This window comes from Stieleria maiorica (assembly GCF_008035925.1).
In the GTDB taxonomy this organism is placed as follows: Bacteria; Planctomycetota; Planctomycetia; order Pirellulales; family Pirellulaceae; genus Stieleria; species Stieleria maiorica.
On record NZ_CP036264.1, the window covers coordinates 7,788,827 to 7,801,121 of the forward strand.

General features: G+C 57.4%; 9 protein-coding genes. 8 read left to right on the forward strand and 1 reads right to left on the reverse strand.

Features of this window, described 5'->3' with window-relative positions:
* Nucleotides 1–9: 9 nt before the first annotated feature.
* Nucleotides 10–2,025: a GAF domain-containing protein gene (locus Mal15_RS26405; RefSeq protein WP_167547063.1), complete on the reverse strand. Its 2,016-nt coding sequence runs from the start codon at nt 2,023–2,025 to the stop codon at nt 10–12.
* Between the two features lie 190 nt (nt 2,026–2,215).
* Here Mal15_RS26405 and Mal15_RS26410 point away from each other — a divergent pair, with 190 nt between their 5' ends.
* The 8 genes from Mal15_RS26410 to Mal15_RS26445 all read left to right on the forward strand — a co-directional run bounded on the left by Mal15_RS26410 (nt 2,216) and on the right by Mal15_RS26445 (nt 12,243).
* Nucleotides 2,216–4,303, forward strand: a complete 2,088-nt coding sequence (locus Mal15_RS26410) for a TolC family protein (protein WP_147870495.1) — start codon at nt 2,216–2,218, stop codon at nt 4,301–4,303.
* Nucleotides 4,304–5,136: 833 nt separating this feature from the next.
* Nucleotides 5,137–5,832, forward strand: coding sequence for a hypothetical protein (locus Mal15_RS26415; protein WP_147870496.1), 696 nt, complete (start codon nt 5,137–5,139; stop codon nt 5,830–5,832).
* A 787-nt stretch (nt 5,833–6,619) separates the two neighbouring features.
* Nucleotides 6,620–7,084, forward strand: coding sequence for a GNAT family N-acetyltransferase (locus tag Mal15_RS34245; protein ID WP_167547064.1), 465 nt, complete (start codon nt 6,620–6,622; stop codon nt 7,082–7,084).
* An 886-nt stretch (nt 7,085–7,970) separates the two neighbouring features.
* Nucleotides 7,971–8,318 (forward strand): hypothetical protein, encoded by a 348-nt coding sequence (locus tag Mal15_RS26425; protein WP_147870498.1) that lies wholly within the window; start codon nt 7,971–7,973, stop codon nt 8,316–8,318.
* A 522-nt stretch (nt 8,319–8,840) separates the two neighbouring features.
* Nucleotides 8,841–9,164, forward strand: a complete 324-nt coding sequence (locus tag Mal15_RS26430; RefSeq protein WP_147870499.1) for a hypothetical protein — start codon at nt 8,841–8,843, stop codon at nt 9,162–9,164.
* Nucleotides 9,165–10,245: 1,081 nt separating this feature from the next.
* Entirely contained in the window at nt 10,246–10,551 is a 306-nt protein-coding gene (locus tag Mal15_RS26435; RefSeq protein ID WP_147870500.1) for a hypothetical protein, read from the forward strand.
* 112 nt (nt 10,552–10,663) lie between these two features.
* Nucleotides 10,664–11,281 carry a hypothetical protein gene (locus Mal15_RS26440; RefSeq protein WP_233903042.1) on the forward strand — a complete coding sequence of 206 codons (618 nt, stop codon included), beginning with the start codon at nt 10,664–10,666 and terminating at the stop codon, nt 11,279–11,281.
* Nucleotides 11,282–11,814: 533 nt separating this feature from the next.
* On the forward strand, nt 11,815–12,243 hold the full coding sequence (locus Mal15_RS26445; RefSeq protein WP_147870502.1) for a cyclic-phosphate processing receiver domain-containing protein: 429 nt from the start codon (nt 11,815–11,817) through the stop codon (nt 12,241–12,243).
* Nucleotides 12,244–12,295 lie beyond the last annotated feature (52 nt).

Here is a 12,295-nt window from a genome sequence, read left to right on the forward strand (position 1 = left end):
GCGGCTTTCTCAAAACAGGATCCATCCGCGTACCGTTTCATAGATCTCGTGAAACCAAACGTACCCCAGTGATTGAGTCCCGCAATCAAATTTGGCTTTGATCGACACGCCCGGTCGCAGCATCTGTACCGCGTCGCCCGGGACCGAAACCAGGACGCGAGTCGACGCTTGTTGCCCGTCCAACACTTCGGTGCGGCCGGCGATCTGTGCGACAGAACCGCGATACGTCGGCGCACCTCCGGTCGCGAGTGTGAACGATACCTCCAAGGGTTCGTCACGTTTGTTCTGGGCGGAAATTACATGACCGATACCGCGATCGGGAACCGACAACTCCAACTCCCAAGGGCCTCCCAAATCCGCCACGCTGACCAACAACTGGCCTCGCTGGACGGGGCGATCCGATAACAGCTGTTGCGGATTCCAGGTCAGAATCCGGCCGTCGATCGGACTTCGCGCCTGCAATTGTTGTTGCTGTTTCCGAACCAGAGCGATCTGTGTTTGAAGACTCGACAATTGTTGCTTCAATTCCTGTTCTTCGGCCGCCAATTGGCCGGGGAATCGCCCCGATGAATTGTCGGCGACGGATTGAACGCGGGCCGATGCGATCGCCAACAATCGTTTTTCGATCGTTTGGTATTCGCCCTGCAGCCGTTCCGATTCCAAGTCCAGTTCTCGGCTGCGGAGCACGACGACGACCTGATCAGCGGAGACGGGGGCGTCGTGATCGCCGAGCACCTCGACCACCTCGCCATCGGCCGCAGCATAGATGTTTCGGCGGACCACCGGCTGTGCTTCCCCTTCCGCTTCGACGTAATGGGTGGCCGGAATCAATTGCAACGCAACGATCACCAGCACCGCGGCGATGCCGCCGATCGTTAGTTTGCGTCGTTGCAATTCCCCATAGCCGACCGCGCGCCTCAACCATCGCGCCAGCGACAACAAGGGCAACGATTCATAGTCGTTCGCGTTCCGCAGCGCGCTGCTGCACAGATTGGCGATTCGGGTCACACGCTCTTCCCACGCCGCATCGATCGTCGCGTCAAACTTCTCCAAAACCAACATGCCGACCAGGGACTCGGGCGCATCCGATGGACCAGCGGATGTCGAAACCGACGGCGCCAACAAAGGCACTACGTCGATCGATTGCGAGTGGGACTGGTCGGCAAACTCGCTCAGCGGTTGTTCCAACTGGGGTGGCAGCGGTTCCTTCTGGCCCCGGTACCGCAACCACTGCCGCGACGGCGCGAGCGATCGGGCAAGCGCTTCCATCAAACGCACAAGGTCTGAACGCCGATCCAACGTGTCGACTCCGCTGATCGCGACGGCCACCAATTGCTCGCCCTTGGGAATCAGCAAACTGGCCCGATCACAGCCGATGAACCAACGTCCGTCGTTGACCAATTGAAACGCCGTGTCGCGAACGTCCAGACTCGCGTGGGCTCGCTGACACAACGCCTCGTACTGACGCCATCGATCGACCGAAGCGCGAAGATCCTTCAATTGCTGACGCCGCAAAAAATCGCTCGCGAGATCGCCCACGATTGCTAGCAAGCGTTCGCTGCCGATGCGTGCGGCGTCGCTTTGCGGTGGCGATTGAACCACTTCGATCACGCCGGTCACTTCACGATCCACGCGGACGGGGGCGCCGGTACAGAGGTAAAAGTCTGACGCGCTGCTGGAACGATTCGGCGAGTCCCCTGTTCGAGCGGCGGGGATCGTGGCCGATTGCGGCTGGCCGCTTTCGGCGATCGTTTGGCGCAACCGCGTGTGATGTTCACTGCGGCTCCGCGACTGGACCGTTAATCCATCGTCCGTTCCGGCGTAACAAAGCGGTTGGAATTCTCCGTCATCGTCGACCATCCAGACCGTTCCGCCGTCCGCGCCCAGCATTTCGACGGTTCGGTCGAGGGCTTCGCTGGCAAATTCGTCCAACGAGACGGCGGACTGGGAAAGCTCGGAAACCTCAGCAACAAACTGCTCGATCTCGCCCCACTCTTCGCCGCAATCTTCGGGGGATGACGTCACACTATCTGCCAATGGTTGCCGACCTTTACGTCAAATAGGAAGCTTGGGGAGCTTGTTCGGAATGTATCAAAAATGGCGTCTTTGCCGAAAACAGCGTCTATTTCGGCCGTCACGATGCCGATCTACGGCTTGGGGCTACCATCGTACCACGTAAGTCTTCGCAAACGCTACGGAAAGAATCAGACGCCCGATGACGCGTAACAGCACCTTCTTTTACAGCTGTTCAGCGATTGCCTTGCTGACTTTGGTCGGTTGCGCGACCCGGGTTGCCGTTCCGTCGTCGGCCGTGTCCAGTCTGTTGGCCGAGGTGACGATCGCCCAGCCCAGCGTGGATGAGATCATCCAGAGCGATGCGCAGATGTCGTCGAACACGCCGTTCTCGATTCGCGACAGTTCGCTGCCGGCTGGGACTCCTCCGGAGCCTTGGGATCTGACGAACGATCAAGCGGTTCAGATCGCGCTGGCCAATTCGACGGTGCTCCGCGACTTGGGGGCACGTGTGATTCAAACGCCCGGATTGACCTCGACGATCTACGGACCCGCGATCCAGACGACCGATCCGACCGGCGGGGTAGAAGCGGCGCTCAGCGAATTTGATGCCCAGGTCAACGGCGACCTGTTCCACGAAGACAACGACCGGGTTTTGAACAACGAGTTTTCCGGCGGCGGCGAAAACTTCTACCAACAGCAACTCACCCGCCTGGAAACCAGCCTCAGCAAACAGACCGTCTCGGGCGCCCTGTTCACCCTGCGACACAACTTCGACGCGGACCTGAACAATTCCGATCGCAACTTGCTGGACGACACCGCGTGGAACTGGAACTTCGAAGGCGAGGTCCGGCACCCGCTGCTGCAAGGCCGCGGCGTCCATTTCAATCGCATCGCCGGTCCCAACGCCACGCCAGGCGTCTACAACGGTGTGGTGATCGCCCGGCTAAACGCTGACGTGACGGTGGCCCAATTGGAAATCGCGCTGCGCGACTACCTGAGTGACGTGGAAAACGCCTACTGGGACTTGTACTTCGCCTATGCCGACTTGAAGGTCAAACAACAGGCCCGGGACCGCAGCTTGAACACGTACTTGTTGCTCAAGGCGCGGCAGGGGTTGCCGGGTGCCGAAGACGACAAGTTGGCCCAAGCCAAGGAACAGTACTTTCGTTTCGAGCAGGACGTTCAGAACTCCTTGGCCGGTCGACTGGTCGTCGGTACGCGGACCTTCAACGGCAGCAGTGGCGGGACGTTCCAGGGGACCGGGGGCGTTTATTCCAACGAGCGGCGTTTGCGGTTGATCATGGGATTGCCGATCAATGACGGCCGATTGATCCATCCCACCAGCGCGCCCGCCGATGCACCGGTCACCTATGACTGGAACGACATCGTGGCCAACGCAATTTCACGGCGGACCGAGCTGCGGCGCCAACGGCTGAATGTCGATCGTCGTCGTTACGAATTGACCGCCAGCCGCAATTTTCTGTTGCCACGACTCGATGCCGTCGGTCGCTACCGTTATCGGGCGTTGGGGGAAAGCTGGTTCGATCACAACATCACCGCCAACGGGACGCCGACCAGCACGGGAACGCACGAGTGGTTGATGGGGCTCAGTCTTTCCTATCCGGTCGGTTTCCGGCAGGCGCATTCGGCGGTCAGAAATGCCCAGCTGCGGTTGGCCCGTGAACGCGCGCTGCTGACTGAGTTGGAGCGGCAAGTTGTTTACGGATTGAGCAACGCGATGGCGGAGAGTGACCGTGCGTTTGCGATCTTGCGGACGGCGCTGAATCGTGAAAACGCGGCGCGGGAACAGTATGAAATCCTGGCCGGTGAAGCCCAGGCGCCGGTGCGTCAGTTCGACTTCAACGCTTTGCTGGATTCCGAACAACGCTATGCCGAAGCGGCCAGCGACGCCAATCGTGCCCGCGTGCAATACGCGCTGGCGACCAAGAATTTGAATTTTGAAATGGGTGCCTTGTTGGAGTACTTCAACATCCACTTGACCGAAACCCACGCGTCGTCATCCCACCACCGTTCGTCCGCCCCGGGCAGACAAATCGTCCGTTCCGTCGTCGACTTGGCCAAAGTCCCCTTCGGCGGCGACAAGCAACAGGGAGACGCCAAACCGGCAACGCCACAACCCAGCGAGGTGATTGCGGTTGAAGAATCGATTCTGGGCGAGAGCGAAATCAACGCGATCATCGAACGCGAACTGGCAGGCGAATCCTCCATCACCCGCCGCAATGACCCCGACGTCCCGGTCGAATCCCCTTCGGATCGCACCTTCTAGCCCTGCCCGCGACGGCACCCGGCGGAAACAACCCCGTAGCGGAATTCGCCAAGAATTTCGCTCCCCTTGGCCTCTCCCAGATATAAACACGCCACCTCCGTTGTCAGCGTCGCCATCCTAGACACGACACGTGCGTTTTAAGCTTTCGTTTTAAACTTGCGCTTTCCGTACAAGCCCGAAGCGCAAGCGAGTGAGTCCTTTTCCAAAGTAACCCGAAACGCAAACGGCTGGATCTGCTGTGCTCCCTGCTCGCCCCACGGGCCAATAAAACAACGAGCCGCAAAGAATTTCGCACCTCGCTTCCGCGACTCTCACCGGTGGACGTCGTACCTTTTTTATTGAAGTACTGCATTCGGGGTGGAAGTCTCGGGAAATCGAAACGCCCACTGATGGCAGCGCGAACCCACGGATGTTGTGCGGCCGGGGATCCGTGGGTTCGCGCTGCCATCCGTGGGCACTGATCGGCTTGTGGTCCAGGCGGCCGAGGAAAGGAGTAAAAAAAACGAGACGTTACACTGTGGCGGTAGAAGAGGTGAGAAGATTGCGGAGGTAGGAAAATTGGCCAAGTCGAACGAGGGTGCGATTCATCATTTTCTCACCCCCAAAACCTTCTTACCTGACTCTCGCCGACACTCCCCGTTCCCGCCACCGAGACGCGCCTTCAAACGCCGCTCCCAAACATGAATGAAAATCTCCCCCGGTTAACAAAAAATAGACGGGAAGGATCGGCAGCCCGTGGGTGTATGATGGTTGTACTTGGCTGTCGCTCGATGGCCTTCACTTTTCTCGAAAACTCGCCGCACCATCCATCTATTCAACTCCACTGACCGACCATGCTTAAAATCCAATACGACCGATACGTTGCCGACGGCTTTGACGAGTTGGGGGCCTTTGTGATGGTGATCGACGGCTTTCCGGCGGAGGAGCGTTATGAGCCGACGGTTGAGCTGCTTGAATCTCTCGGCTATCGCCGCAGCCAGGTCGCCGAGATCGACGAAGGCGAATACGTGATCAGCACGCCCGCCAGCGACGACACCGAGAAGGCGCTGAGGGTGTTCCTCGTCAAATTCAAACTCGGCGAGTTTTTGATTCAGTACCAGCCCCTCAACCGAACGCTATTGCGAGGCAAGTCCTGTACGCCGCACCGGCCGGAGTCGGATTTTCGCTTCGCCGATTGGTACCCCGTCAAAGGAAGCCCGGTGAAGGAGCGTGCCGGCGCGATCGAAGACCAGCTGGCCGACGACTTTCCCAACGCCGCCTTGGCGGCGCAGTTCCTGCACGACCACGGATTCAACCGGTCCAACACCCACAAGAGACTCGGCAAGAACACGTACTTCGTCGCCAGTCGACATGGAGACGGCCAGCCGTCAGGGATCGTGTTCCGCGGCGAGAAGGAAACGTATTTTTTCGACTACTACGCCGACACCCGCTACATCATGGGCGCCAGCGGCCTGATCAAAGACGAGCAGCCGACCGAACGCCAATTTCAGACCACGGCATCGATCGCAATGACGAACCTGTTCGGTTGAAGGCATCCCCAAACCACTTGCCGCCCCCACGCCGGCAAACTCAATGGTCCAGCGATCCGTAGGCGTCGCTTCCGCATCCCAGTCTTTGTTTCCCTGAAGTACGCGTTTCCCTGACGTCCGGTCGCGCGGAAAACAACTGCTCAGATCCAACCGAACGATGCCCCTTCGCCAGAACGCCTGGTCAAATCGGGTGGTTTCCATTATCGGCAGTCCGACTGCTGATAAGATGAGTAAATCACGGCAGTCGGACTGCCAAGAATTCATCGTTCCCCGGCTGATAGTCGTAGAGCTCACATGTTCAAACACGCATAGCTAATGCCATATGCTATTTGCCCGAAATGTGGTCGACGGACGCACCTGAACGTCGGGGCGACTGATTTGAAGCAATGGTACGCCGATCACTATCCTGACACGCCATTTGGTGAATCTGTACCAAGTGATTGCTACGACTGCTGGCGACTTGAAAGCGGCATTGTGATTCAGCAGGATGAAGTCGCACATCGAAAAGCGGTCGCCGATGGTACGGCACGTTCATTTCCTTCTGATGGACCTCCCTGTCCCAAGTGCGGAACTGCATTGCGAACTGCTGAATCGCAACAATGCTTCACCTGTGGTGCGGACTGGCATTGAATTCTCGTGCTACAATGAGATTCCGACTGACGTTCAGTGCAAACTAGCGGAAGCGGGGAACCATGACATGCACGGGAGGACGGCTCGCGCGGTTTTTGAAGTGGAGAATCTTTCGTCCGTCCCCCGTGATGTCTACCGTTCCCCGACGAACTGTTGCATGATCCGTGACGCAAACGAGTCAGACATACCGTCCTTGGCGGCTGCGATGGTGCGGCTTCAATCGACACATGTGCGCGCTTACCCCGACATCTACCGACAGTTCGACGTTAGCGACGCAATTTCGCATTTGTCCGAGTTGCTTTCACGCTCTAATACGATCGTGCGTGTTGCTGAGTACGATGGCACAGTCGTAGGGCACGTTCTGTTCCTCATCGAGACGAAACCGGAAACAATGTTTACACACGCACGACGATACGGACACATTGCTCAAATAGAGGTGGAGCCTGAATGTCGGCGAGGAGGCTATGGGCGGTCGCTTATCGCCGACTGTGAATTGATTGCGGCATCGCATGATTTGGGCAGAATTGTTCTTGATGTTTGGGGATTCAACCACTCTGCAAAATGCTTCTTTCGATCCCTCGGCTACGATGATTTCGGTTCCAAGATGTCGCGCGCGATTTAGGCCGTGACCGCTACGGAATTGCCGGCGACCGTTGCGCTCGATATGATTGGGTACCCGTCAATCGAGGTGGTTGACGTTTCTCCTCTGCAATGCGGGGAACCATCGGATGCACCGAAGTGCCGGTGGATACTTTGCACGAATGGAAACTCAACTCCCGGCACTCGGTGATCCGTGCCGTTCACGCTTCCAACCGACGCGTGACACGCCAGTCACTACGATTCGTGTCATTCGAGTGATTCGTGGACAAATCTCTTCTCCGCTATGCGCATTCTGGTCCAACGCCTGACATCCCGACTGCGATTGGTGCGCTCGAATTGCGCTCATCGGATTTCATCAGACCTCTATTTCTTGGGATTCGCTCCTGACGTCATCGTTCGAGCGGTGCGCGGTCGACTCGGCAGACGATGACAAACCGACGCCTGACGATTGCAACGCTGACAACCGACACCCGAAGTGCTGACCGCAGATTGGGACGCTCGATTTCCCTTGGCCATTCCGATCGAGTACATTGGCCATCAGCGACGATGGCTCAAGCTGTCGTCGTGGTCGATCCGCGTGAACCAAGTGGTGCACCGCAGTCGGCGAGTCGAGTTTGTTTTTGAGTTCCGGTCCATCGCGCCGACGCGGTGACCACAGGCCGTTCATCGACTGGAATTGCAGACTTGGCACTTGTCCCCAATGAGACCATTGTTTCCAAAATCCGTCCGCCGCTTGGCCCTGATTGCCGCTTGCGTTTTCGTTCTTGTAACGATGGGCGTCTGTCACTACCTGATGCAGCACCAGACTGCACGAATGTGGCATCATCCCGCTCCAAACAAACCCTCGGTCAAGGACTGGGCTGAGCGATGGTATTCGGAAAATGCAGAATGCAGGGTGGTTGCGGGCTGTGATTGCTGCGCTGGTGTCTACGAAGTTCGCGGGCCACGACTCGCTATTCTTCTGTTTCCTCGCGTTGCCGATGATGGGATCGACTGGAAAAACGACGGATGGGTGCTTCCAGGGCGAGAATGAAGATTCGAATAACAATGCCGTGCACACGAAGCCGCCGATCACGCGGTTTGCCAATGGAGAGCGTGTCTCCGGCGGCTCGGTGACGGCTGCCGTTCACACTGCTAACCGACGCCCGGCAGCGACGGCCCACCTTTTCTCTGTGTCCCTTCGTGACGTCTATGGTTTCACATTCATCCACGGTTTGATTGATGCACCCGAAGTGGGAGATGTGGCAGACGAATGATTGGCAGACGAATGGGAGAGCGCCAATAGCAGGCGGCAGACCTAGCAGGATTCATTCGTCTGCCACCGATTCGTTTGCCACATGGCTCGACAAGGAAGGGCTCAAACTTCCATGCCCCGAGGATTTCAACGGATCACTCGGCGTTCCAATAGGGTTCTCAGGAGCGGCTACTCAATAGCCGATTGAGTACGATCCGAACCAATCCCACGCCCGAGATACTGACCGCAGATTGGGATACCGAATTTCCCGTGGCGATTTTAATCGAGTACATTGGCAAACAGCGGCGATGGTTCGAACTGTCGTCGTGACCGGACGCGTGAACCATCCGTTGCACACGCAGGCACGGAGTCCGCGTCAATCGAAAACACAATGTCGTTCGCCGTGCCGCGGTGAACGGCGGTCGTTCCCCGACCAAAGACAAACCGTTCTCGACACCATCGTCATGCCGATGAACCGAAACGCTCCCGACCCGCAGATTCGTCCACGACGATCTCTGCTGTCATCTCTTACTGACACATCGAAATGACAGCGAATCTCGTAATCTGGAAGTGGAACTCGGATCTGGCTGATCCGGCAGCCCGCCGCAAACGGAAGATCAAGGTTGGTAAGGCGGCGGATGCGATCCTACACGATGCTGGCGACGCCTTGACTGATCCATTCCCTCAACAGCCGCTCTTGGATGCTATCGACGCTGCTTTCCCAGAACCAGAAGAAGATCGTCCTTTTGTGATCGAGCAGAACCCGAAGCACGTAGTCGTAAATGTTACTATGGCGTCGCGAATCAAGATCATTTCCGTGATTGGACCGCTCGCGAATAGAATGGGACTTAACGCGTCCGAAGCCTAGAGCAGCGGGGAACAATGCCGTGCACCGGAGGACGGCGTCGCGCGTTTACAAATGGAAAATCAACTCGCCGTCCCCGGTGACGGCTGCCGTTCTGCTCATGAAGTATCGGCTTGCCGAACGCGATACCCTACTTTTGATATTGGATCGACAGAGGAAATGAACCGTTCCGCCACTAATCCGTATGTCGCTCCAAAATCGTCTGACGATGTGACCGACCGCAGACCCAGGTGGCTACGAAACATCGTCATCCTGAACATGATTCTCCTGTTGCTTCCGTTGTTACTTATGATGGCGGGGTACATCTTGCTCCGGATCGCGATGGCAACAGCGAATGGCGGAATCTACGACGTTCAATTGACTGGGGTTTCAAACGTCACGCTGTGGCCGCTCGTCCTTTACCTGATGATCCCAAACCTGGTTTTGTTTTGCTGGATGCTTTTAGCCACTCGAAGACGCGATTCCACAGACTAGCAGGCAGGAACAACGCCTACCGAGTGCGCCGACGGAAGAGACGAGCAGAACCATGAATTGCACGGGAGAACGGGAGTCGTGTTCAATGGTCTGCTTGCATGCCTTCCGACCGTTCCCCGTGAATTCCGTCGTTCGCGGCAGTAGACTTGGCTGCGATGGTCCGGCGCCTGTCGTCCATGCTGCTGACGGGTGCGCTCGAATTTGGCCCACTTGATGTCGTCGAACCTCCGTTTCCTGGGATTCGCTCTTGATGTCACGGTATGACGGGTGCGCGGTCGACTCGGCTGACGAAGACAAACCGACGCCTGACGACTTCAATGCTGAAAACCGACGCCTGAAATGCTGACTGGAGATTGGGAGGTTCGAATTTCCCGTGGCGATTCGAATCGAGTACATTGGCAAACCGCGACGATGTTTCAAGCCGGCGTGCCGACCGGCGCCACGAACCGGGCGATGCACCCCAGCACACTCATTGTTGCGAGACGCAAACTTTTACCCGATTCGGTCATCACGCTCACGCCATCTCAATCGTAAAGGTCCGTGTGCGAGGTGATCGCTGATGTTCCACAATCGAACTTCGACACACACGAGTCATGGATTCTCGTTAGCAATGTCACCCGACGACATCATTCATCATATGGCGTGCGACATTTCACAATGCATCAGCGACATTGTTCCCGCATGGCCTTTCCCGGGCGAACCTGCGGACGCGTATACGGATGCCGTTTGCGCTGTTTTTGGTGATGCTCCCACTGAGCAATCGGTGCTCGAAGCATGGCGAAAGGGAAAACCTGCGGAAACACTGCGTGACGAGCTAAACGATGGAGAGGAAACGGATGTGGTTACTTTGAAGGCCGCAGAGATGCTCGTTCGGATCATGATCGTGAACAATTTCGGACCTGAGGCGGTTGCTTGAGGCCTGGGAATGACAGGTGTGGAACAATGCGATGCAACGGAGCGGCGGCATCGTTTTTGCAAATGGATGATCTTGGGTCGCCGCCCGCTGATCGCCAACGTTCCCCGAATGAATGATGGACGCTGAATGGTTTGCATCGCGTCTCACGTCGACTGACCGTCGATCGCAATGGTGGGCTGCGGTTCAATTGATGAACGCTGGACCGGAAGCGAGCGTCCACCTTTGTCGACTTCTCGAAATCTGCGATGAGATCGATATCGATGGCGAATTGCCTGAACTTGAACACTGGATCACGTTCTACGCCGCACGCGCATCTGGACGGATTGTCCATTCGATAGGCTACGACGGTGACGACCGCCTCCACAAACGAGTATTCGATTGGATTAAACGGCTTGCCTTGCACCGAAACGTAGAGCGTGCAATCGGGGGGATTTGGGGACTCGCTGACCTAGGCACGCCACCTGCCGCAACCATCGGTCTTCTTGTTGACCTGACGTTGAACGACACACGACGCGACCCGACAGGCGAGCATTCCGCTCGTTCAGTTGCTTTTCGCATGCTTGCACGAATCGACCGCGCGGCGGCTGTGCATTATGCTGACACACACGCGGGGCGTGAGTTTATTGCGGACGTGTACCGTTGGTCTGAGGCCAATCCAGAACGTGCCGTGGGACCAAACGGCATACTGACCGAAGCCGGTTGGTTGATCCCGGAGATCGGGGAACAATGACATGCACCGAAGCACGCGAGTCGAGATTTTTGAAGTGGCTGGTCCACCGCGCGTGCTCGGTGATGTCCGGCGTTCGCGGCAGTAGACTTGGCTGCGATGGTCCGGCGCCTGTCGTCCATGCTGCTGACGGGTGCGCTCGAATTTGGCCCACTTGATGTCGTCGAACCTCCGTTTCCTGGGATTCGCTCTTGATGTCACGGTATGACGGGTGCGCGGTCGACTCGGCTGACGAAGACAAACCGACGCCTGACGACTTCAATGCTGAAAACCGACGCCTGAAATGCTGACTGGAGATTGGGAGGTTCGAATTTCCCGTGGCGATTCGAATCGAGTACATTGGCAAACCGCGACGATGTTTCAAGCCGGCGTGCCGACCGGCGCCACGAACCGGGCGATGCACCCCAGCACACTCATTGTTGCGAGACGCAAACTTTTACCCGATTCGGTCATCACGCTCACGCCATCTCAATCGTAAAGGTCCGTGTGCGAGGTGATCGCTGATGTTCCCCGACTGAAGAGACTGCCCGCTCATCGTGAACTTTCTCGTGATGCTAGAAGACGACCTGGATCGCATTTCGCGGTTTCGTGCTGTTTTGGCTCTGTATCATCCCGAGGCGACGCTGGGCGTATATCGATCGGCGCCTGATTTCATCGCCGGGTATTCCTCTCTCGATCGCATTCCTGACCTCGTCTGCCTCGACCACGATCTGTTTGCCGACTCGCCTGATGACCCGGATCCGGGTGATGGCCGTGATGTCGCTGCGTTCTTGGTGACACGCCAACCAATCGCTCCTGCACTCATACACTCGACCAACGCCGTAGCAGCAGACTCAATGCTTTATTCGATGCGTGACGCCAGCTGGAACGTCGAGCGAATCGCACCACTTGGCGAGGACTGGATTGAGTCGTACTGGTTCCCGACCGCTCGCGAAATGGTGGCTGCCCACGAAGGCCAACGCTAGAATTGCGGGGAACCAAGCGGTGAACGGGAGCCGCCGATGACGCGGGTTTCGA

Bases quoted from the DNA above. Each gene is read 5' to 3' on its own strand.
- Mal15_RS26410 (WP_147870495.1), top strand. From the start codon at position 2,216: ATGACGCGTAACAGCACCTTCTTTTACAGCTGTTCAGCGATTGCCTTG.
- Mal15_RS26415 (WP_147870496.1), top strand. From the start codon at position 5,137: ATGCTTAAAATCCAATACGACCGATACGTTGCCGACGGCTTTGACGAG.
- Mal15_RS34245 (WP_167547064.1), top strand. From the start codon at position 6,620: ATGATCCGTGACGCAAACGAGTCAGACATACCGTCCTTGGCGGCTGCG.
- Mal15_RS26430 (WP_147870499.1), top strand. From the start codon at position 8,841: ATGACAGCGAATCTCGTAATCTGGAAGTGGAACTCGGATCTGGCTGAT.
- Mal15_RS26435 (WP_147870500.1), top strand. From the start codon at position 10,246: ATGTCACCCGACGACATCATTCATCATATGGCGTGCGACATTTCACAA.
- Mal15_RS26440 (WP_233903042.1), top strand. From the start codon at position 10,664: ATGATGGACGCTGAATGGTTTGCATCGCGTCTCACGTCGACTGACCGT.